Origin of the sequence: Arthrobacter sp. M4, assembly GCF_020251205.1 — a bacterium.
Taxonomy (GTDB): domain Bacteria; phylum Actinomycetota; class Actinomycetes; order Actinomycetales; family Micrococcaceae; genus Arthrobacter.
Window position 1 is genome coordinate 77,075 of sequence record NZ_JAIWYX010000001.1, and the last position, 21,903, is coordinate 98,977.

22 protein-coding genes and 2 tRNA genes are annotated in these 21,903 nt (G+C 61.8%); 20 read left to right on the plus strand and 4 right to left on the minus strand.

Annotation, left to right across the window (positions count from 1 at the left end; genetic code table 11):
- Window positions 1-87: 87 nt before the first annotated feature.
- The 16 genes from obgE to LD110_RS00455 all read left to right on the plus strand — a co-directional run bounded on the left by obgE (window position 88) and on the right by LD110_RS00455 (window position 13,548).
- On the plus strand, window positions 88-1,677 hold the full coding sequence (obgE, locus tag LD110_RS00380; protein WP_225495517.1) for a GTPase ObgE: 1,590 nt from the start codon (window positions 88-90) through the stop codon (window positions 1,675-1,677).
- Entirely contained in the window at window positions 1,667-2,857 is a 1,191-nt protein-coding gene (gene proB, locus LD110_RS00385; RefSeq protein ID WP_225495520.1) for a glutamate 5-kinase, read from the plus strand. Before obgE ends, proB begins: the two co-directional genes overlap by 11 nt.
- Window positions 2,854-4,221 (plus strand): glutamate-5-semialdehyde dehydrogenase, encoded by a 1,368-nt coding sequence (locus tag LD110_RS00390; protein ID WP_225495521.1) that lies wholly within the window; start codon window positions 2,854-2,856, stop codon window positions 4,219-4,221. Before proB ends, LD110_RS00390 begins: the two co-directional genes overlap by 4 nt.
- 77 nt (window positions 4,222-4,298) lie before the next feature.
- The gene (locus LD110_RS00395) at window positions 4,299-4,541 is read left to right on the plus strand and encodes a hypothetical protein (protein ID WP_225495522.1); all 243 of its coding nucleotides are present in this window, start codon (window positions 4,299-4,301) and stop codon (window positions 4,539-4,541) included.
- A 1-nt stretch (window position 4,542) separates the two neighbouring features.
- Window positions 4,543-5,238 (plus strand): nicotinate-nucleotide adenylyltransferase, encoded by a 696-nt coding sequence (gene nadD, locus LD110_RS00400; protein WP_308012401.1) that lies wholly within the window; start codon window positions 4,543-4,545, stop codon window positions 5,236-5,238.
- A 667-nt stretch (window positions 5,239-5,905) separates the two neighbouring features.
- Complete coding sequence (locus tag LD110_RS23800; protein WP_308012389.1) at window positions 5,906-6,637, plus strand: hypothetical protein; 732 nt, start codon at window positions 5,906-5,908, stop codon at window positions 6,635-6,637.
- A 49-nt stretch (window positions 6,638-6,686) separates the two neighbouring features.
- Entirely contained in the window at window positions 6,687-7,088 is a 402-nt protein-coding gene (rsfS, locus tag LD110_RS00410; RefSeq protein ID WP_225495524.1) for a ribosome silencing factor, read from the plus strand.
- Between the two features lie 102 nt (window positions 7,089-7,190).
- A tRNA-Ala gene (locus LD110_RS00415) sits at window positions 7,191-7,266 on the plus strand.
- 528 nt (window positions 7,267-7,794) lie between these two features.
- Window positions 7,795-7,986: a hypothetical protein gene (locus tag LD110_RS00420; protein ID WP_225495525.1), complete on the plus strand. Its 192-nt coding sequence runs from the start codon at window positions 7,795-7,797 to the stop codon at window positions 7,984-7,986.
- Between the two features lie 2 nt (window positions 7,987-7,988).
- Window positions 7,989-8,657 carry a hypothetical protein gene (locus LD110_RS00425; RefSeq protein ID WP_225495526.1) on the plus strand — a complete coding sequence of 223 codons (669 nt, stop codon included), beginning with the start codon at window positions 7,989-7,991 and terminating at the stop codon, window positions 8,655-8,657.
- Window positions 8,654-9,325: a hypothetical protein gene (locus LD110_RS00430; protein WP_225495528.1), complete on the plus strand. Its 672-nt coding sequence runs from the start codon at window positions 8,654-8,656 to the stop codon at window positions 9,323-9,325. The genes LD110_RS00425 and LD110_RS00430 overlap by 4 nt, the downstream gene beginning before the upstream one ends.
- 2 nt (window positions 9,326-9,327) lie before the next feature.
- A complete protein-coding gene (locus LD110_RS00435) occupies window positions 9,328-10,365 on the plus strand; it encodes a hypothetical protein (RefSeq protein WP_225495530.1) in 1,038 nt (345 codons plus the stop codon).
- Complete coding sequence (locus LD110_RS00440) at window positions 10,353-11,054, plus strand: ATP-binding cassette domain-containing protein (protein WP_225495532.1); 702 nt, start codon at window positions 10,353-10,355, stop codon at window positions 11,052-11,054. Before LD110_RS00435 ends, LD110_RS00440 begins: the two co-directional genes overlap by 13 nt.
- A gap of 17 nt (window positions 11,055-11,071) precedes the next feature.
- A complete protein-coding gene (locus LD110_RS00445) occupies window positions 11,072-12,124 on the plus strand; it encodes a hypothetical protein (RefSeq protein ID WP_225495535.1) in 1,053 nt (350 codons plus the stop codon).
- A 120-nt stretch (window positions 12,125-12,244) separates the two neighbouring features.
- A tRNA-Ala gene (locus LD110_RS00450) sits at window positions 12,245-12,317 on the plus strand.
- Between the two features lie 100 nt (window positions 12,318-12,417).
- Window positions 12,418-13,548, plus strand: a complete 1,131-nt coding sequence (locus LD110_RS00455; RefSeq protein ID WP_225495538.1) for a class I SAM-dependent methyltransferase — start codon at window positions 12,418-12,420, stop codon at window positions 13,546-13,548.
- A 51-nt stretch (window positions 13,549-13,599) separates the two neighbouring features.
- Here LD110_RS00455 and LD110_RS00460 read toward each other — a convergent pair whose 3' ends face one another.
- On the minus strand, window positions 13,600-14,484 hold the full coding sequence (locus LD110_RS00460) for an aminoglycoside phosphotransferase family protein (protein ID WP_225495540.1): 885 nt from the start codon (window positions 14,482-14,484) through the stop codon (window positions 13,600-13,602).
- A 190-nt stretch (window positions 14,485-14,674) separates the two neighbouring features.
- Here LD110_RS00460 and LD110_RS00465 point away from each other — a divergent pair, with 190 nt between their 5' ends.
- Complete coding sequence (locus tag LD110_RS00465; RefSeq protein WP_225495541.1) at window positions 14,675-15,877, plus strand: ROK family protein; 1,203 nt, start codon at window positions 14,675-14,677, stop codon at window positions 15,875-15,877.
- Between the two features lie 57 nt (window positions 15,878-15,934).
- On the opposite strand, the gene LD110_RS00470 is transcribed toward LD110_RS00465, so the two are convergent.
- Entirely contained in the window at window positions 15,935-16,951 is a 1,017-nt protein-coding gene (locus tag LD110_RS00470; RefSeq protein WP_225495543.1) for a metallophosphoesterase, read from the minus strand.
- On the opposite strand from LD110_RS00470, the gene LD110_RS00475 reads away from it, so the two are divergent.
- Complete coding sequence (locus tag LD110_RS00475; protein WP_225495545.1) at window positions 16,950-17,108, plus strand: hypothetical protein; 159 nt, start codon at window positions 16,950-16,952, stop codon at window positions 17,106-17,108. The two genes, LD110_RS00470 and LD110_RS00475, sit on opposite strands and share 2 nt — an antisense overlap.
- Window positions 17,109-17,176: 68 nt before the next feature.
- On the opposite strand, the gene LD110_RS00480 is transcribed toward LD110_RS00475, so the two are convergent.
- Window positions 17,177-17,380 carry a hypothetical protein gene (locus LD110_RS00480; RefSeq protein WP_225495547.1) on the minus strand — a complete coding sequence of 68 codons (204 nt, stop codon included), beginning with the start codon at window positions 17,378-17,380 and terminating at the stop codon, window positions 17,177-17,179.
- A 475-nt stretch (window positions 17,381-17,855) separates the two neighbouring features.
- Between LD110_RS00480 and LD110_RS00485 the strand changes: the two genes are divergently transcribed.
- A complete protein-coding gene (locus LD110_RS00485; protein WP_225495549.1) occupies window positions 17,856-18,869 on the plus strand; it encodes a methylenetetrahydrofolate reductase in 1,014 nt (337 codons plus the stop codon).
- Between the two features lie 60 nt (window positions 18,870-18,929).
- Window positions 18,930-21,263: a 5-methyltetrahydropteroyltriglutamate--homocysteine S-methyltransferase gene (gene metE / locus LD110_RS00490; protein WP_225495551.1), complete on the plus strand. Its 2,334-nt coding sequence runs from the start codon at window positions 18,930-18,932 to the stop codon at window positions 21,261-21,263.
- Between the two features lie 91 nt (window positions 21,264-21,354).
- Here the strand turns inward: metE and LD110_RS00495 are convergent, their stop codons facing one another.
- The gene (locus LD110_RS00495) at window positions 21,355-21,861 is read right to left on the minus strand and encodes a DUF2004 domain-containing protein (RefSeq protein WP_225495552.1); all 507 of its coding nucleotides are present in this window, start codon (window positions 21,859-21,861) and stop codon (window positions 21,355-21,357) included.
- Between the last annotated feature and the right edge of the window lie 42 nt (window positions 21,862-21,903).

Genomic DNA, 21,903 nt, shown 5'->3' on the forward strand with positions numbered 1-21,903 from the left:
CCGCTCCACCGTTCTTTTAACCCCAACTAGAATCGACTGGAAAGCATTTCGGGGACCAGTCAAAAGTCGCACACAGAGGAGATTGACGTGGCCAGCTTCGTAGACCGGGTGGTACTTCACGTATCCGGCGGTACAGGCGGCCACGGTTGCGTCTCCGTAAAGCGTGAGAAGTTCAAGCCACTCGGCGGACCCGACGGCGGCAACGGCGGAAACGGTGGCGATGTCATTCTGCGAGTCGACCCGCAGACCACCACGCTCCTGGATTACCATCACGCACCGCACCGCCACGCCACCAACGGGGGTCCCGGCATGGGTGACTGGCGCGCGGGCAAGAACGGCGAGAGCCTCATCCTGCCCGTTCCCGAGGGCACTGTTGTGAAGACTAAGGACGGCAAGGTGCTCGCCGACCTGGTGGGCGTGGGTGCCGAATACATCGCAGCTGCAGGCGGCCAGGGTGGCCTTGGCAACGCTGCCCTCTCCTCTCCAAAGCGCAAGGCGCCTGGTTTCGCGCTGCTCGGCATTGAGGGCGACTCATCGGACATCGTTCTGGAGCTGAAGTCCATCGCGGACATCGCACTGGTGGGTTTTCCTTCGGCGGGGAAATCCAGCCTGATCGCCGCGATGTCTGCTGCCCGTCCCAAGATCGCCGACTACCCCTTCACAACGCTGGTGCCCAACCTCGGTGTGGTCCAGGCGGGCGACGTTCGTTTCACCATCGCCGACGTGCCCGGCCTCATTGAGGGTGCCAGTGAAGGCAGGGGCCTTGGCCACAACTTCCTGCGCCATGTCGAGCGTTGCGCTGCCCTTGTACACGTCCTGGACTGCGGAACGCTGGAGTCCGACCGGGACCCGCTGTCCGACCTTGGAATCATCGAGGCCGAACTCGAGAAGTACGCCGTCGATATGAGCTACGCGGGTGTCGATGGGGAAGTCGTGCCCCTCAATGAGCGGCCCCGGCTGGTGGCGCTGAACAAGGTGGACCTGCCCGACGGCCGCGACATGGCCGAGTTTGTCCGTCCCGAGCTGGAGTCCCGCGGCTACCGGGTGTTTGAGGTTTCAGCCACCAGCCACGAAGGCCTGCGTTCCCTTGGCTTCGCCATGGCTGAGATCGTAAAAGCAGCACGCGACGCCGTCGAGGCCGCGCCGCCCAAGGTGGCGCCTCCGGTTCTCCGTCCCCGCGCAGTCAATGAGGCGGGATTCCGGATTCGGCGTGAGGAAAAGAACCTTGAGCCGTTGTTCCGTGTGCTGGGGGACAAACCCGTGCGCTGGGTCAAGCAGACCGACTTCACCAACGAGGAAGCAATCGGATACCTCGCCGACCGCCTGGCCAAATTGGGTGTGGAAACTGAACTGTTCAAGATGGGCGCCAAACCCGGGGACACCGTTGTGATCGGCGAGGACGATGGTGTCGTCTTCGACTGGGAGCCCACCATCATGGCCGGCGCCGAACTGCTGGGCACGCCCCGCGGTACTGACATTCGCATCGCTGACATAGGCGACCGTCCAACCCGTGCCCAAAAGCGCGACGAGCAGGCTGAACGCCGGGAGGCAAAGGCGGCAGCCCGCGCCGAACTGGAGGCCGAGCGCAAGGCGGGCGTTTGGACGGAATCCGTCAGCCGTCGTCGGGCTTCAAACCCCCTGAAGGAGAGCGGACTGGAATCGGACAATGACGTCTAGGACCGCCATGGGGGGTGCGCCGCAAACGGAGAAGGAATTGGCAGAGCGTAAAGCGCTGGCCGGAGCGCGGCGCATCGTGGTCAAGGTCGGCTCTTCGTCGCTGACCAGCATCAAGGGCGGTATCTCCGAGAAGTCGCTGACGGCACTGGTCAACGCCCTCGCCCGGAAGCGGAATGAGGGCACGGAAATCATCCTGGTCTCCTCTGGAGCCATTGCCGCGGGCCTTGCGCCCTTGGGCCTCGCTAAGCGGCCCAAGGACCTCGCCACCCAGCAGGCGGCGGCCAGCGTGGGCCAGGGGCTGCTCATGGCCCGCTACACGCAGGCCTTCGCTGCCCACGGCGTGACCGTCAGCCAGGTGCTTCTCACCGCGGACGACCTGATGCGCCGCACACAGCACACCAACGCTTTCCGTGCGCTGGATCGGCTGCTCAACCTCGGCGTCGTTCCCGTGGTGAATGAGAACGACACGGTGGCAACCCATGAGATTCGTTTCGGCGACAATGACCGCCTGGCGGCACTCGTTGCGCACCTTGTCCGCGCGGATGCCCTGGTGCTGCTGTCCGACGTCGACGCCCTCTACGACGGTCCACCCGCCCAAGGCGCCAGCCGAATTCCACTCGTCACAGGACCCGGGGACCTCGACGGCGTGACTATCGGCAAGGCCGGGAGAGCCGGGGTCGGTACCGGCGGCATGATGACAAAAGTGGAGGCCGCCTCCATCGCTGCAAGTTCCGGCATCCATGCACTGGTGACGTCAACAGCCAATGCCGAGAAGGCCCTCGCGGGTGAGGATGTGGGTACTTGGTTCGCGATCAACGGCAGCCGAAAGCCCGTGCGGCTCTTGTGGCTGGCGCACCTCGCCTCGGTGCGTGGCCGCCTTGTGCTCGACGACGGCGCCGTCAAGGCGGTGCGGGACCGCCACACCTCGTTGCTTCCTGCAGGCATCTCCGCCGTGGAGGGCGGCTTCGAGGCGGGGGACGCGGTGGAAATGGTGTCCGCTGACGGCGTTGTGGTGGCGCGCGGCCTGGTGAACTACGGTGCAGACGAATTGCCGCAGATGCTTGGCCGCTCCACCAAGGAATTGGCGCGCTCGCTCGGACGGGGCTACGACCGTGAAGTCGTTCATGTTGACGACCTTGTTCTGGTGCCGGCGCGTCGCTCCTCTAAACTTGGATCATGACTGAGGCGCTTACCCCCAATTCCCCTGTGATTTCCGATGCCCGTGAGTCCGGTGCCCCCGGTTTCGCGACGGAGAGCTCGGTGGCCGGGAACCCGCCAGTCTCTGACGACGTCCAGGACGCAGTGTTTGCCATAGCTGACCGCGCGCGCCTGGCCTCGCGAAGCCTGGCCAGTGCCAACCGTGCCCTGAAGGACCGTGCCCTCAACGCTATCGCCGAGGCTTTGGGAAACAATAGGGACCGCATACTCGCTGCTAACGCAGAAGACCTGGCGGCAGGCCGTGCCAACGGGACCTCAACGGCACTGCTGGACCGCCTTACGCTCGACACCAAGCGCATCGAGGGGCTTTCGGCCGCACTCGAGAACCTCGCCGGACTTCCGGACCCCGTGGGCAACGTGGTCCGCGGCCAGACGCTTCCCAATGGCCTTCGGCTGCGTCAGGTGAACGTACCCCTGGGTGTTGTGGCGGCCATCTACGAGGCACGTCCCAATGTCACGGTGGACATTGCCGGGCTGGCGCTCAAGAGTGGCAACGCTGTCATTCTTCGTGGTGGATCGGCTGCCGCCAAGACCAACGAGGCCCTTGTCGACATCCTGCGGGAGGCCCTCGAGTCCGTGGGACTTCCCGCCGATGCTGTTCAGACTGTCGACCAGTACGGTCGAGAGGGCGCGAACGTGCTTATGCGGGCACGTGGGCGCGTGGATGTCCTGATCCCGCGTGGCGGGCGTGACCTGATCCAGACCGTTGTGAACAACTCCTCGGTACCCGTTATTGAGACCGGCGAGGGCAACGTCCATATCTTCATCGACGAATCAGCAGATGAACACATGGCCGTGGAGATCCTCCTGAACGCCAAGACACAGCGCCCCAGCGTGTGCAACACCGTGGAGACGCTCCTGGTGCACTCTGGCTCCACGGTGCTTCCCGCCGTCGCGTCGGCACTGGCCGCCGCCGGAGTTACGCTCCACACCGATGGCCGCGTGGCTGCTGCCCTCGAAGGCAAAGTGGACACTGTGCCCGCCACGGAACTGGACTGGGCTACGGAATACATGGACCTCGACCTTGCGATTGCCATGGTGGACAGCCTTGACGAAGCGGTCCAGCACATCCGGACCTGGTCGACGGGCCACACAGAGGCCATCCTGACCAACAGCCTGACCAATGCTGAGAGGTTCATTGCTGATGTCGACTCGGCTGCGGTGATCGTGAATGCGTCCACGCGCTTCACCGACGGCGGCGAACTGGGCTTGGGAGCCGAAGTGGGCATTTCCACCCAGAAGCTGCACGCACGTGGTCCCATGGGTCTGTCTGAGCTCACTACCACTAAGTGGGTTGTGCAGGGCGAGGGCCAGGTCCGCGTCTGACAACGCTGTAACATAGAACAGAAGCCCTGGACGGCGGGATGCCGCCGTCAACATCCTTTGAACTAGTAGGGGAAAACATGCTGCTGCAGCAGATCACCACATCCATTGCCGCCCAGGGCGGCGAATCCGGACACGAGGAACTGGCTCCGTTGTGGGCGGAACCGTGGGTTTTCGGCGTCGTGATTTTTGCGATCCTGGTGGTGCTGATGTTTGTGACTTTGTCCTACACCAACCTCGGCAACCGCCACGAGCCGGTGGACGAGCACTCTGATCCCCACCGCCAGCACCCGAACAAGCACCAGCACAAGCCGGGCCACTAAGATTTACGCCAAACAACCGCGGGACGGGGCTGCGCGGCGGCACCGCCTGGGCGTGATGGGTGGGACGTTCGATCCCATCCATCACGGCCACTTGGTTGCAGCCAGCGAGGTTGCAGCCAAGTTCCACCTTGACGAGGTGGTCTTCGTGCCGACGGGACAGCCCTGGCAGAAGTCCAGCAAGAAGGTTAGCGAGCCCGAGCATCGTTACCTCATGACCGTCATTGCTACGGCGTCGAACCCCCGCTTCACCGTAAGCAGGGTGGATGTGGATCGGCCTGGTCCTACCTACACAATCGACACCCTTCGGGACCTGAGGACACTTCGTCCTGACGCGGACCTGTTCTTTATTACCGGTGCCGATGCCTTGGCCCAAATCCTTTCCTGGAAAGACGTCGACGAACTATGGTCGTTGGCCCATTTTGTTGGCGTGACCCGGCCGGGGCACGTTTTGGACGACATGGGTCGTGATGACGTCAGCCTGCTGGAAGTTCCCGCGATGGCTATTTCCTCCACGGACTGCCGGACTAGGGTGGCAGCAGGAAACCCGGTCTGGTATCTGGTTCCCGATGGCGTAGTGCAGTACATCGCAAAGTACGGCCTGTACGCTGCGGATCCGGCCAACCACAAGGACGAGGGTAAGGAAGGGACGCTGCTGCTGTCCCAGTCAGGACCAGACGACCGAGCACGTACCGAATGAGTTCCGAATGAGTCAGGATCAGCAACCTATCCGAAGCAGGCGCGAACTGCGTCGAGCCCGACAAGCGAGCCAGGCGGTTCAGCAGGCTGGCCAGCCTGAAGCGACCAAAGAGGGCAGCCCGACGGCGACAAGTCAGTCTGCGCCATCGGCCAACGCACCTGCGCCTTCGGCGCCCGTTGTTCCTCCGCGGGTTCCAGGGCCGCCGTCGCCCGCTGCTTCCCAGGACAAGTTCTCCGGTTCCCAGGGCAAGCCCGAAGGGTCACGGACCCCAGTGACACCGCCTTCGGGCGGACGGATAAGGCGTGCCGCTGAAGCGCCCGTGGATGCGGTTCCCGGGGCTGCCCAATCCGAACGAAGCTCGCAGGTCCGAGCGAGGGATCGCGCGGCGCTCCGCGCGATCAAGGAGCTGGAGCATAAGGAAGACCAGCTCTCTGGTAATGGTCCGCCCACCCGGCGCCAGATGCGACTGCAGCAGCTCCGGGAAGAAGTCGCTCCGTCTACTGCTCGAGTTCCAATCGTTGATGGGAAGTCGACACGAACTCCCGCGGCCCCAAAGCCCTCAGTGGCGCCTTCCGGGACTGATGCCGGAGCTGCGAATGATCGTCCGCATGCCGGTGGGGGGCAGGCGGGCGAAGCACCCGGTAGTTCGAAGCAGGCACCTCCAGGGATGTCCGTCGAGCAGGCGCTGGCAGCACGGGAGCTGATAGCGGCACAGGCGCAGAATCAGCTCAACAAGATGGAGCACATCGCCTCACAGGATCCGGAGGCGATCGATCCTAAGATCCTCGCCGAACAGATCGCCCTTGCCGAGCGTGCAGCCGTGCTCAACAAGCGTGCCCAGGCGAAGCAAAAGCTCGCGGACCAAAGTTCGCGCCCGGAGCCGGGCGGGTCCGCCCCGTCCACAGCCAGCAACCTCGCCATGGTGACTCCGCTGGAGTTTGTGAAGGTACCGGGCATCGATCGTCCCATCATGAAGCCGCCGTCCACGAGTTTCGTACCCCTGCAAACGAAGGCTGCGCCAAAGGTTTCAGCCGATGCAAGCGCCGCCGATGGCGCCTCAGTCAAGGCTGCTCGGTCAGGCCGTGCGGGCGTCCTTGCGCGTGCGGAAGCTGCGGCGAAGGCTGCGTCGCTGCCCAGGAAAAAGCGGCCGGTTGAACCTGAGCCAGTGCCCGTGCAGCAGCTTGTCGACGCGCCTGAACCAGTGGATTCAGACGAGGATTTCTTTGAGGTGCCTCGGGTCTCGGCCAGCTCAGCCTACGGCTTGGAGCCGCTTGATGCGACCACAGCGGGCCTTGGCCGCGCCCAGCGGCAACGTCTGGTTCAAGCGGCCATTCTTGCCGCGGGGATCATCGCCCTCGTGGCCGGAATTGCCATGATCATCAGTGGACTCAGCCGCTGAAGTGGAAGAGTCCGCCGGGCAACAAACGCTCGGATAAACAAGGAGTCAAGTGACCGCAACAGAATCGTCCGTAACCATTGCCCGCCACGCCGCCCGGGCTGCGGCGGACAAGATCGCAGAGGACATCGTTGCCCTAGATGTCAGCGAGAGGTTGGCGCTGACCGATATCTTCCTCATCGCCTCCGCCCCTACCGAGCGGCAGGTCAATGCGATTGTTGATGGGATTGAGGAAGAACTGCTCAAGCGCGACCTCCGGCCAGTCCGTCGGGAGGGGCGTTCGGAAGGCCGTTGGGTACTTTTGGACTACGCCGATGTGGTAATCCACGTTCAGCACGCCGAAGACCGGGTATTCTACGCCTTGGAAAGGCTGTGGAAGGACTGCCCCGTGGTGGACCTCGAGCTGGGCGATGACCCGTCGTCGAAGGCTGTTTCCGGATCGGGCGGCGCCTAACAAGCGCTGCTCACCAGCAAATATGCCCGATTTGGAATTCACTTGGCGCTGGTCTAAGATATTTGAGTTGCTTCGGAGAAATACGAAGAACAACCCAAATTTGGGGCTGTGGCGCAGCTGGTAGCGCACCTGCATGGCATGCAGGGGGTCAGGGGTTCGAGTCCCCTCAGCTCCACCATGAGAGGCCTTGCTCGGAAGAGCAGGGCCTCTGTTTTTGTCCGAAGGGAACCATCCACTGGGTGGTTCCCTTCTCTGTTTTGCCGGCAATTTCACGCGCCCTGACGAGGACTGCAGGTGGGGCTTCAGCACCTAGGCCTATCCGGGCCGCCACCTAGATTTGGCGGCCAACACCTAGTTTGTGTCCAACTATGTCGTCAAAAATGGCAGTTTTCCATCTAGACGCAAACCACCAGAGTCCCCATAAGGCCTGATTTGTACCTAGTAGGCCACCTTAGGCATCTAGGTGGTGTTCACGTGGCATACCTTCGTGCCCACGGCGGTTCGCCGGGTTATCGAGCAACTCGCGGAAGGTAGGCAAGTGAACCGAGTAAGAAGAAGGGCGCCTGGCGCAGTGGAGGTTGGACATCCAAAGCCATCGCAGTATTCCAAGACGATTGCACGCGCACGAAGGGTGGCGGCCGCGTTCGGTGTGGCAAGTGGGATAGCTTTCGCTACCGCTGTGCCGTCCTCGGCCGCGATAGACGGAATGACCAACAACTGGTCGAACTGGTGGGACGCTAACGCCCAGGTCTGGGTCTACAACCCGAGCATGGGTTACCAATCGTTCGCCAGGATCGGCGACACCTGGGGCGTTGGGGCCAGAAGCAATAGCTATTCCGGCGCCAGGGCCCACGGCTTCAGCTGGACTCACAACGCCTACCAGAACCGAATCTGGTAGCAGTGTCGAACGGATCGCCAATTCGCTTGGCCGCGGCCGGCACGTTAATTGCCGGATTGGTGACGGCGCTCCCGGCCTGCTCCTCGGGCGGGCCGGGAGAACCCTGGAAGGTTCAGGGACGCCACGTCGCCAACAATTTCACCGAAATCGTTGAGGAATCATTATCAGCGCCGAATTTGGAGGAATTTGATCGGGGCGTGCTGGAGCGGGCCAAAGAAACCGGACGCCTGGAGCAGGCCGATTACGATGAGGCCTACCGCCGCTTCGCGGACTGCATGGAGTTCTCGGGCGAACCTGTGAAGCTCAAGAAATTGAGTAATGGACTATACCGGATGGATACAACACCCCTGTCGCCGGGCGAGACGTTGGAATCCGCAGTGGCCGTGGTGGATAAGTGCTCGAACGGCACCATTAACCATATTGCCAGCCTTTTTGGGACTCAGCAGGGAAACCCGGAACTTCTGTTAAACCCCTACGAAATAGCTTATAAGTGCTTGGAATCCAAGGACTTAGTAGGTTCGAGTCTTACATTCGAGAAGTTTGCCGAGGTATTCAATTCACCTGATAGCAAAGGAGCATGGAGCGAATCGTTGGGTTTTGATGTGTTCGATGATGAAGCACAAGCGTGCTTCATTGGGGCCAATATCACTTTAGTTGGAAGCGGCTCATGAGACATGAACCGTCCGGTCTGGTGGGTCTGAAGACGATAGTGTCCGCCGCGATGCTTCTTTTGCTTACTGCATGCTCGTCGAGTGGTCCTGCCGAAAACCCGTGGGAGATTGAAGGCCAAGTGAGGGCGAGCAATTTCCTTGTCCTCATAGACGAAGCGTTTTCGCATCCGCTCCTTTCTGAATTTGATGTAGAAGTATTGAAAAGAGCCAAGGCCACCGGAAGGATTGCTCAGGCTGACTACGACGAGGCGTTTAGCCGGTACGAGCACTGCATGGCGGCATCCGGTGAACCCGTCAAGCTCAAGAAATTCAGCAATGGTTTGTATGACGTCAAGCCCACGCCTCTGTCTCCCGGTGAATCAATAGAGTCGGTGATGCAAATTGTCACTAATTGCACTAAGGGAACTATCGCGGTTCTCCAGGGACTCTACGCCACCCAGCAGGGAAATCCCTTGCTTCTTCAGAATCCATATGAAGTGGCATACAAGTGCCTTGAGTCCCAAGGTCTGGTTGACTCATCATTTTCTTTCAAGAAGTTCGCGGAAACCCTGAACACTCCACCTTCAACCCCCGGACCCCGGAATCTCAGCCTTCCCTTTGACCTCTATTCGGAAGAAGCCCAAGGTTGCTTTGTGGGCGCTGGCATGCATTTCTCAAAAGGAGACTAGAAATGGCAAAGTCATCATGGATTTCGCATGCCACGGTGGGACTGTCATGTGCGGCGGCAGCTGCGCTAGGCCTGGCCGGAGTGACGGGGATGCAGCCGCCATCCACGCTCAAGGAACCGGGCGAAGCTAGGACTGCAGCAATCACCGTGACGCAGTTCAAGGATGAAAGGACCGTTGCCGCCGAAGTCGACGCTCTGCAGCCTGTTGCTGCATCCTTGGGGCTCTCCGGCGTCGTGACCTCTTCTTCCTGCGTTCCCGGAGGAGAACTTGCCTCGGGGAAAGTAGCGGCTTCGATCAATGGGCGGCCCGTCCTTGGCCTTCACACCGCCGTACCGCTGTATCGAGACATTGGCCCCGGCGCTCAAGGCCCCGACGTTGACGGCTTGCGAGTCCAGCTGAATGCCATGGGCCATGCGCTGTCGAAAACCGGGCTGTATGCGGCAGATCTGCGGGCAGCCATAACGAAACTGCAGACAGACAATGGACTCCAGAAGCAGGACGGCACGCTCCACGTCGAAGATACTTTGTGGCTTCCGGGAGGCAATGTGAGGGTTCGGTCCTGCGACGCACTCCTCGGCTCAAATTACGCCGCTGGCCAGCCATTCCTCACTACGGCCGGCACACTCCAAAGCATCCGTGTGGTTTTCCCCTCGGGTCAGCCGCCAGCGCAGGGTGATCGACGGGTCCAATTTGGCGAGGCTTCCGCACCAATGGCCAACGATGGGCTGGTCACGGAGCGGGCATTCCTGGATGTTGTCTCGAGGAGCGCCGAGTTTGCTGCTACACAGTCGAGCAACAGCCCAAAGCCCTTGAGTGTGAAGACGTCGCTGTCGGCATCGATCGAGGTTGCCAAGCTGCCAGTCTCCGGGGTGTTCGCAGTCAACGGTGATTCAGGATGCGTAAAGTCCGTCCACCATAAGGAATATCGAGTGAGAATTGTAGGCTCCAGCCTGGGTTCCGTGCTCGCCACCTTCCCCTCCGACGTTCCCAAGGATATCCTCCTGGGCGAATCCATCGGAGCGTCAGAATGCAACGAGTAAACAACCACAACGCCCGAAAGGGTGACGCTCGTGCGCTTGATCCGAGACTCAGCCTCCGCGATATCGGACATAGTTTCGTGCCAGGAACCTACCTGTTTCGGCACCTCACCGTGGATTTTGCCGCCGGTGAAGTTTGGGGCCTTAAAGGTCCGTCGGGTTCAGGAAAATCGACGTTGTTGTCGATTGTCGCAGGATGGGAGGCGCCCCGTGAGGGCAGCGTTGCGCGAATCGGTATCAATACAACGAGGTGGGTATTCCAGAATCCACTAGGTGTGGCCCAACGCTCCGTAATGGACCACGTGGCTCTCCCGTTCCTAGCCGTGGGCCTCGGCCGTCAGGAAGCGGAGCACCGTGCAGCAGACATACTGGGTGCCTTTGGACTCGAGGACAGCGCCGACAAGCGCTTTTCGCTCCTCTCCGGAGGCGAGGCACAACGCCTGATGCTCGCCCGCGCCGCCGCCGGCAAGCCGGACTTGATCCTCGTTGACGAGCCGACGGCCCAGCTGGATAGGGCGACGGCGGCAACTGTCAACGGGGTTCTGGGCGCCCTGGCCGCAAGCGGTGCGGTGGTCGTCGTCGCAAGCCACGACCTGGAGACTCTGGAGGCATGCAAGGCGGTCCTGGACCTGCAGGAGTTTGCGGGCACCAACAATGAGAGTCACGTCATCAACCCGGTCGGACGCCTGTAATGCTGCGACGGGAAATCATGAGCGAAGCATGGCGAAATCTGTCCAGCGGAACCGCGAAGGCGGGATGGCTGATGGTCGCTTTTGTTGTACTTGTCGGCGCGCTGACATCCAGCGAACTCGCCGTTGTTGCCGCCCTTGATGCGCGGGCACGCCAGTACCACGACGCGGGCGCATCGATCCGCATTCTCAAAGCAGACGGGGGCGTTGACGCCCAGCGCTGCGATGTGCTGCCTTCTACCAACGGGATTGCATCGGCAGGGGCTTTACGTTCAATGGCGCCGGTAGCGGTCTCCAGTCTCTCCGGTCTGACGACGCCGGCATTCGAGGCTTCCCGTGGTTTCCAAGCCCTCCTTGGCGTCGACGAGGAGGCCGACCATGGTGCGCTGATCTCGGAGTCTCTGGCCAGGCGATGGGGAGTTCTGGCAGGGGACAGGATCGCTACGGATGGGGGCCAGATGCGCATTGCGGCGGTCTTCCGGTATCCGGAAAACGATGGCAGGGATTCGCGGCTTGCGAACGCTGTCCTCTTCCCGTCCCTCGGCCAAGCGGCTTTTGACGAATGCTGGGCGGATGTCTGGCCGTCGACTGCTGCCTTCGACTCATTGATTCGGACGGCGATGGTGTCGCAGTCGAATGGCGGAAGTGTGGTCATCGCCTCTTTGAATCCGTCTTTGGGGCAGGTATTTACCGGACCGTCTGATTACAGCAATCGCGTGACCCGCTTTGCACCCTCGGCGGCCGCTGTCCTGGGGCTTGCCTTAGGGTTGATCGGCTCATTACGCCGCCGGCTGGAATACGCCTCGGCGTTGCACGCCGGTGTTCCGGGGCACCAACTCAACCTTATTTCACTTACGGAAACTGCTTGTTGGGCCACACTAGCCGCGATAATCACCGCCGGGTTTGGTGCGGGTGCAGTGTTGTTGGCGATGCCATCAATTGCGGGGACCCTTTTGGGCAACGTAGCGCTCACCTGCGTCTCCGGGGCTGTTGGCGCGGTCAGTGGCGCATTGCTCGTTACAGCGCTCGTCAAGGAACGGAAGCTCTTTGTGTATTTCAAGCAGCGGACGTAATGAGACGGGTCTGCAAAGGGCCCAAGCCCTGGAAGGCCGATTTCACATCTCACATGGTTGTGGTTTACGATATTCAGGTTGCTCCGGCGGGGAAGAAAGTTCCCGACGGAACAAAATTCCGGGGCTGTGGCGCAGCTGGTAGCGCACCTGCATGGCATGCAGGGGGTCAGGGGTTCGAGTCCCCTCAGCTCCACCGTAGAAAAGGAACCTCGCTCATATGAGCGGGGTTCTTTCGTTTTCGGGCTGAATCGTCATGCCCCCAGACCGGAGGCAGAAAGGTTAGCGAAGGCATTGTGAACCAATCTGAGCTCGATGCGGTCCTCCGACGACTGCGGCGCTTTCCTGACGTTGAGGCTGACAATCTGTTCGCCCACGACGCCACTGACCGCCTCCTCCTGGACACGGCGGAGCCGTATTTGTCCGGGCCAGGGACAAAGATTGCGGTTATCGGCGACCGTTACGGTGCCCTTACCCTTGGCGTCATGGCCGGCCTGGGCGTCCATGACGTTCGCGTGCACCAGGACCTGTACACCAGCCGTCTAGCCCTAAGAAACAATGCCGCCATGGCCGGGTCTATAGGAAACTTCAGCGAACACGAACTGGACCGTGAACTGTTGGACGGTGTGGAGGTTGTCCTTCTGCAATTGCCAAAGTCGCTGGCCGAGCTCGAACAGATATCCGAGACGATCGCCCAGTACGCATCGCCCAACGTCGTGGTCTTGGCCGGCGGCAGGGTCAAGCACATGACCGTTGGAATGAATGCCATCCTTGGCCGCACTTTCGGGCAGGTCCAGCCGCAGCTGGCAAGGCAAAAGTCCAGAATAGTTATTGCGACTCAGCCAATGGGCGTTGAAATTCCGCGCTACCCAGTGACTGAGACTAACGAGGAATTGGGAATTGTGGTTTGCGCGCATGGTGCGGTATTCGCCGGCCCATCGCTAGACATTGGTACTCGGTTCCTACTCAGCTTCTTCGACAGAATTCCAGCTGCAAAGCGAGCCGTTGACCTCGGATGCGGCACAGGAATCCTCGCCACTATGTACGCGGTTCAGCACCCCGACGCCCAGGTGAAAGCCACGGACCAGTCAGCGGCCGCCGTCGCGTCTGCACGCGGTACCGCTGAGGCCAACGGCCTTTCGGCACGAATCGACGTCGTTCAGGACGACGCCATGTCGTGCTTCCCCGATTCGTCGGCCGATCTTATCCTCCTTAACCCGCCCTTCCATCTGGGTTCCACAGTTCATTCAGGCGCTGCCCTGAAGCTCTTCGACGCAGCCTCCCGCGTCCTTGCCCCAGGTGGGGAACTATGGACAGTCTGGAACAACCATCTCCAATACCGCCCGGTGCTGGAGCGTCTTGTTGGTCCAACCTCCCAGCAGGGCAGGAATGCCAAATTCACTGTCACACGCACAATCAAGCCCTAGCTCCGGAACTGCTGAATCGCTCCAAAATAGCCGCCACTGCTCCATTCCGGATCAGCCCGACAGGACCTGCCGCAGCCCGAATTCTCCAACTGAGAACATCTGCGGGTTGTCGTCAGAGTTGCTGAGCATGGCGGCGGACAAAGCCACCGCCCAGCCCCGTGCCCTGACCCACGTCATGCCATCTACCGAACCGTCGAAGGCGGCAATGAACCGTTGCCGCCCGCCGTCGTCGAACATTAACCAGGCGACGGCGAGGTCCACGGCAGGGTCACCGGCGCCAATGTCGCCAAAATCAACGACGCCGGCCAGCGAACCGTCCGAGGACAGCAGGACGTTGGCAGGATGCAGGTCGCCATGAATCCATAGCGGGGGGCCGCTCCAGTCGGGAGCATCAAGTGCCATGGCCCACATGGCAGCAAGATCCGCCGCCTGCGGGTAGCGCCTGCCATCAGCAAGTCGTTCCAGAACTGTTGTACTTCTGGCCCTCAGCGGTACTCCTCGAAACGGATTGATCGGGGCATCCGCGGGTGCCGGAATATTGACCGACGCAACAAAGCTTGCGAGGTCCTCCGCAGCTTCCCTTCGGTCCGCCGGGTCAATATCCACAGCCGGTGTTCCTTCGATCCAGCGCACGATGCTCCATGGCCACGGAAAGTTCGGCGACGGCCGGCCGGCATGCACCGGAGCTGGTACCGGAGTCGGTGAGCGCTCGGCCACATCCGGCAGATAGAGTTGTTCATGCAGGATCAGTGGCACGGCCTCCGGCCTTCGGGGGAGCCTCACTGCAAGTTCCGTTCCCAGCCTGAAAATTGCATTGTCCCAGCCGTTCGAGACCGCCTTCAGGTGGAGATGTGCAAGGTCGGGGCGCTGTTGCAGGAGCAGCGAACGGACGACGGCGGTGCTCACCACAACCGTGGCGGCGGGCATTTTCGCCATCCAGGTCCCGCCTTTCCGGCCATGTCAGGCTTGTGTAGGTGGTGCCGCGCGGTGGGTGGGTGTACCGCATAACAAGCGGTATCCTACGATGCAAGCACAGTGAAAGCTGCACCCAACGATAAGTGATTGAGGGGACTCCTTGACCGAGATCCGTCAGCCAGCTCCAAGGCGCGGAACAAACCTTCCCCGGATGGGCGATTTCAACCTCACGGTCATCCTCGATGCGATCCGCAGAGCCTCGGGTGGCCTGAGCCGTGTTGAATTGGCACAGATCGTGGGGCTATCCCCGCAAACGATCTCCAACATCTCCAGACGGCTACTGGATCAACAGCTCATCGTGGAGGCCGGGAAGGAAGGCAGCGGGCCCGGAAAGCCCCGCACCATCCTCCGTCTCAACCCCTCGGGCATGTACGCCGTTGGTGTCCACCTCGATCCGGCTGTGATCACGCTTGTGGTCTTGGACCTTGTTGGCGATGTCGTTAAGCACTCCCGTATCACAACCCCGGGAGGCAGCAACCCCACCACCGTAATCGCCACAATCGCCGATCAGATCGGGAAAATCATCCAGGACTCGGGTGTCGATCCGGACAAGATCGCAGGGCTTGGAGTGGCTGCACCGGGACCCATTGACCTGGACGAGGGCACGGTGGTTGATCCTCCGCTGCTCCTCGGCTGGCACCGGGTACGGTTGCGCGATGCGCTGGCCGAGGCGACAGGACTGGAGACGCTGGTCGATAAGGATGTCACCAGCGCGGCCGTAGCAGAAACGTGGGCCGGCGGAGCCAGCGGCACTGGCAGTTTTGTCTTTATGTACATGGGTACCGGCATCGGCTGCGGCATTGTCCTCAATGACGAAGTGGTCCGCGGTACATCAGGCAACGCCGGCGAAATTGGGCACATAGTGGTGGATCCGGGCGGCAGGCAGTGCGATTGCGGTCTGCGTGGCTGTGTCAAATCGTCCGCCATTCCGCAAGTCCTCGTCGCGGAGGCCGAGGAACAGGGCGTACTGGACAACAGCCGCCAATATTCAGACGGTCCCGCGGTGCAGGAGAGCTTCGCCCGGCTATGCGATGCCGCAGACGCCGGAAACAAGAAGGCCATTGAGATTATTGAGAAGTCCGCTGTCCTTGTATCCCGCGCCGTGGCCGTTGTCACCAACACGCTGGACGTAGAGCGGGTAGTTTTCGGCGGTCCGTTCTGGGGACGGCTGGCTGAACGTTACCTGGACATGATCCCGGAGCTGCTGGATGAAAACCTCGCAGCCCGCATGATCCACAGCGTGGACGTGGTTGGCACCGGTGTGGGGGAGGACGTGGGAGCCATTGGTGCGGCCTGCCTTGTGCTTGAGCACACTCTTGCGCCACGCGCCCAGCGGTTGCTGTTGGAGGGCTGAGTCCGTGCGCCCTCAGCGGACTTGGCCCACTATGGGTCTCCGCGGGTCGCAGAAGGCCTAGCGGGAGATGTTGAACGAGTCCGTGAAGTCTCCGTCCACGGGGACGAAGCCTGCAGTCAGCTGAGTTGCCGTTAGCTGCAGGTCCAGAAAGCCATGGCTTGGATTCACATTGGTCCCGGAGTATGCGGCGAAATAGCCCATCTCGGAATCGGATTTGTTTACCTCCCGCAGTTCCTTTCCGCCCGTTCCCGCGCTGACAAAGACCGTTCCGGCTCCTTTGCTTAGCGTGTTTCCGCCATCCTTAATGCAGGCCGCCACGAAGGACTTCGGCGTGATGCCTGGACAGGCCGCGCTTCGGTCCAATTGCATGGTCCTCTGGTACAGGTGCTCGTGTCCGCTCAGCACTAGATCCACCTTCTTAGCCACAAGCAGGTCAGTGATCGGTTTCCCGGCGGGGCACGTGTACTGGCCGACAGAGAGGCATGGGGTATGCATTATGGCAATGACCCACGGAATATGCGCTGCCCTGGCCCCGTCGATGGCTGTTGCGGTCCACCTGTACCTGGCCGTACCGGTGGAGTAATCCCATTCGCCATCCGGGAACGGAATCCCGGGGGAGATGGCAACGATTCGCACCAACGGATCCTTCTGGGGAACATCTACGTAGAACTGGCGCCCGTAGTCACCAACCAGGCCCGGAAGACGGTTCGGCAGGCAGGCCGCGAAATTGTCGATTAATCCGTCTTCTCCGCTGCTTTCGTGGTTTCCGGCCAGCAGCTCGAACGGAAATTCCGGGCCGACTTCGGAGACCACCAGGTCACACCAGGACCTCTCAGTACCCGGGTTGCCGTACGACAGGTCACCCAATGCCAGGTTCAGGTCCGGATTGACGGACCGAATGCGGGAGAGGACCTTACGGGTTGTTGCAAAGGCCGCATAGTCTCCGGCGGCCGTAATGTGCAGTCGGCCGGACTCAGCGGGAATCTGGGCGGCCATAGGGGCTACGGGCCCCATGGCATTCCACGCCGGATCGATAGGCACGCCCCGCTGGTCGGAAGCCAGGCAGGCAGTCATGAGGCCGAGCACCGCCGCCACCATGGATGTGACCACACGCCTTAGCCGCAAGGCATACTCCCTCGATCCCAATGTCCCGGATCACTCGAACGACGCCAGGTCCCGGATGGGCAATGCCGTCACAGCCTTCGGCGGGGTGTACGAAGGCTGGGCGTGAGACCGCACGAGGCGCTGCTTGGGCGCACTGGAGCCGCTGCCTGGGAAGACCAGCTCAGGCGCCAAGACTTAGTCGATGTCCTCCACAATCGTTCCGTACGGAATAGTTTCGTCCAGATGCGCCTGGTGTCCCGTAGGACCAGGGTTGTACGTCACTCGGACACCATGTTTCTGGTCCGCAGCGGACTGTAAAAGGACAGGACGGATGGTTTCAACAAAGCGTTCCGTCTTGCCCTCAAGGAATTCCAAGTAGCTGGCTGGAAGCTGATGCATGGGAAAAGAATAGACCTGCTGCTTCCCCATGGGGAGGCCTCCCCATTGCAGAGCTGGACAATGCGGAGATTGGATGTTTTGAGGCCCAGGGCTACCGGACACGGAACGCCCATGGTAATCTCCGGCGAACAATGTTCTGCCGTGGAGTCCGCAGGGCCGTAAAACTGCGTCTTAATTCGGAGACTGAGTTGAAGGTCCCTGTTGGGGCCTCCTAGAGTCATATACAAGTTACCGCGGTAACGTGTCAGCGATCCTCCGTTTAGGAGGGTGTGGGTGCCCCCATGTGGGCCTGACATTTGCTCACGGATAACTCCAACCCAGGCGTAACAGTCGCGGCTGCGCGCTGCTGGAGTTATTTCGTGTTCCCAAACTCAATTCACCGGCCTTGTTTCCAGCCAGGAAGCGTCACGGGTGCCGTTTGGCGGCGTCTGTTGCATTTCGGATTCAGGACGATGACCCATAGCGAAGGACGCAAATGTCACCACCGAGTCTCATAGACGCTCATTCCGATCTTTCCGGCGCGGCCCCCGTTGCGCTGTCCTACGAGTTGTTTCCGCCCCGGTCGCCCGAGGCCGCGGAGACGCTTTGGACCACCATCCGCGAAATCGAAACCACGGATCCGGACTATGTTTCGGTCACGTACGGTGCCAGCGGGTCCAACCGTGACACAGCTGTGGATCTCATCAACAGGCTCCTGACGGAAACGACCCTGCGCCCTTTGGCGCACCTGACGTGCGTAGGCAATACGCCGCAGGAACTCGCGGAAATCATTGGCGGCCTGCTGGACCATGGAGTGCGTGGCATCCTCGCCCTGCGTGGCGACCTGCCGAAGGATGGTAGCCAGCCCGCTCCGGGTTCACTCCGCTACGCCCAGGACCTGATCGAACTTATCCGCCGCGTCGAGCAGCGCCGCTCTGCCCTGCTGTGCGCGGGCAAAGTGGCGGTTGGCGTTGCGGCTTACCCCACCCGCCACCCGGAATCGCCCAGCATCGAGCACGATGTCGAGGTGCTCCTGGCGAAGCAGCGCTCAGGTGCTGACTTCGCGATCACGCAGGTCTTCTTCCACACGGAGGAATACTCGGACCTGCTGACCCGGGCACGCCGCGCCGGCGTTACCATCCCGATCATTCCCGGTGTGATGCCGCTTACCAGCCTGCGGCGCCTTAAGCGCCTTGGCGAGCTGGCCGGCGTCGACCCTGCTCCGCAGCTTATGGACCGACTCGCGGCCGCGGACTCCGACGCCGAGCGGCGCCGGATTGGAGTGGCCGCCACGGTTGACCTCGCCAACGCGGCCCTCGACGCCGGAGCGCCCGGCATCCACCTGTACACCTTCAATGAGCACGGACACGCGCTTGACGTCCTGGACAGGCTGGCACTGCCCCGCCCGGTCAGGCCAGCAAGCCGACGGCTCACACTGTCCCGTTCCCAGGAACTGGCCAGCGAGGAACTAGCGGGCCAAGAGCTGGCCAGCCAGGGACTCGCCAGCTAAGGCCGGCACGGACAGCCCCAAGACAACACACACGTTCCACCAACCAGCAAGGAATCATTCATGACTGAACAGCGCACCACCCCGTTCCCGGCAGCCTCTCTCCTGGGCTACCCCCGCATCGGCCGCCGACGCGAGCTGAAGAAGGCTGTGGAGGCCTACTGGGCCGGTAAGATCGACTCCCAGGCACTGGAAGCCGCCGCCAAGGACATCCAGCTGACCATCGCCAAGCGACTGCAGGAACTTGGCCTGACCGAGGCTGCTGCCGTACCGGGCACCTTCTCCTTCTACGACCAGGTTCTGGATGCCACGGCCCACCTCGGTGCAGTTCCCGCACGTTTTGGCAAGCTCCTCAACGACGAGGGCCAGCTGGACATCGACGGCTACTTCACCCTGGCCCGCGGCAACAAGGAACAGCAGCCGCTGGAAATGACCAAGTGGTTCGACACCAACTACCACTACCTGGTTCCGGAGATCGGCCCCGAGACTGAATTCTCCTTGAGCTCCAACCGCATCGTTGAAGAGTTTGAGTTCGCCCTGGCCAACGGCATCGAGACCCGCCCCTACATCGTGGGTCCGGTCACCTACCTGCTCCTGTCCAAGGCGTCCGACGACGCTCCCGCCGGTTTCGCTCCGCTGTCCCGCCTGGAAGATGTCCTCCCGGTCTACGCCCAGCTTCTGGAGAAGCTGGCTGCCGCAGGCGCCAGCTGGATCCAGTTGGACGAGCCGGCCTTGGTGGTGGACCAGGAGATCCCGGCTGCTGAACTGGACGCTGCCGTCGCCCGTGCCTACGAGGTGCTGACCTCCGTCGCCAACCGTCCGCAGATCCTGGTTTCCACGCCTTACGGTTCGCTGGACGGCCAGTTCGCCGCCATCGCCAAGTCCAACATCGACGCCCTGCACATCGATGTCTTCAAGGGTGCCGTCCCGGCAGCCGCTGACCTCGCCCTGCTCGGCGACAAGACCCTGGTAGCCGGTCTTGTGGACGGCCACAACATCTGGCGCAACGACCTCGCCGCTTCCGCCGCAAAGCTGGAAGAACTGCGCAAGTCCGTCGCCAACGTTGCCGTTTCCACCTCCACGTCCACGCAGCACGTGCCGCACGACGTCGAGGAAGAGACCCAGCTTTCCGCCGAGCTGCGCAGCTGGCTGGCCTTCTCCGACCAGAAGGCCGTTGAGGTCAAAACCCTCGCCGGCCTCCTGAGCGACCCTGCATCCGTGCAGCCGGCCATCGACGAGGCCACTCGCGTCATCGCGTCCCGCGCTGCCGCGGAGGGTGTCCGCCGTGCCGACGTCCGTGCCCGCACCGAAGCCCTGACCCAGGCAGACTTCCAGCGTTCGGAGTACTCCGTGCGCGAAGCTGCCCAGGAAGCTGCACTGCACTTGCCGCCGCTGCCCACCACCACCATCGGCTCCTTCCCGCAGACCTCGGAGATCCGCTCCGCCCGTGCCCGTAACACCAAGGGCGAACTAAGCGATGAGCAGTACCAGCAGCTCATGAAGGACGAGATCAAGCGCGTCGTCGACCTGCAGGAAGAGCTCGGCTACGACGTCCTGGTGCACGGTGAGCCCGAGCGCAATGACATGGTCCAGTACTTCGCCGAGAACCTCGAGGGCTTCGACGTTACCGTCCACGGCTGGGTACAGTCCTACGGCTCCCGCTGCACCCGTCCCTCCATCCTCTGGGGTGACGTTACGCGTTCGGCTCCCATCACGGTTGCTTGGGCACAGTACGCCCAGTCGCTCACGGAGAAGCCGATGAAGGGTATGCTCACCGGCCCGGTCACCATCCTGGCCTGGTCCTTCGTCCGCGACGACCAGCCGCTCGGCGAGACTGCCAACCAGGTGGGCCTGGCCCTCCGCGATGAGATCGCTGACCTCGAGGCAGCAGGCATCAAGGTCATCCAGGTGGACGAGCCGGCGCTGCGCGAACTCCTTCCGCTGCGCAAGGCAGCCCACGCCGACTACCTGAAGTGGTCCGTGGACTCCTTCCGCCTTGCCACCGCCGGTGCAGCCGACGCAACGCAGATCCACACCCACCTGTGCTACTCCGAGTTCGGTGTGATCATCGACGCGATCGACGGCCTGGACGCCGACGTGACCTCCATCGAAGCTGCCCGCTCCCGCATGGAGGTTGTGCACGACCTTGAGTCCCACGGCTTCGGCCGCGGCGTTGGACCGGGTGTCTACGACATCCACTCGCCGCGTGTTCCGGGCGAAGCGGAGGTCACCGAGCTGCTCACCACCGCCGTCAAGCACGTTCCGTCCCGCCAGCTCTGGGTCAACCCGGACTGCGGCCTTAAGACCCGCGGCTACGCTGAGACCGAAGAGTCCCTGCGCAACCTGGTCAAGGCCACCAAGACGGTCCGCGCCAGCCTGCTGGAAGCCGCCAAGTAAGTCTCCCTCAGGAGAAACAACGACGTCGGCCGGTCACCTCGTCAGGTGACCGGCCGACGTCGTGCTTTAGGCAGGCGCTGGCAAGCGGAAGTCAGGACTCCCAGAGGATCTCGTCGTCGACGACGCCGTCCTCATCCGCGGCGACCACCAACAATTCGTCAGTGAAGTGCGATCCCAATGTGAAGTCCATGACGAAGTACCGTTCAGGCTGGCCGGGGTAAATTCCCACATGGCCAAGGCGCAACGCTCTCAGGAATACCTCGTTGGTGAGTTCGTCCTTGTTGCTGACGCCAAAGACTTCCTTGAGTTGCTCTTCCTTGAGCTGGGTGCTGTGGAAGTGCAGGTACTGCTGAGGGTTGGTACCTTCCTGCTCCAGCTCTTCGGCGATCATGTCCCGAACCTGCTCGATGAGTTCGGGCAAGTATCGGAGCCGGTAGTCCACCTTGTGCAGCGCTGCCTCGTCAAAATGGTCGTGGGCGGTGACGTTCAGGTCCAGTTCCAATACGTGGCCGGCGAGCTCGTGGGAGGCCGCGTAGTTGTGTTCCCTGCCGTGATTGAGCTCCACAACCCCAAAATGTTGGCTCGCTACCTTGCTCATGTCTTCAAGATAGACCCAACTACCGGGACCATTCCAGCATCC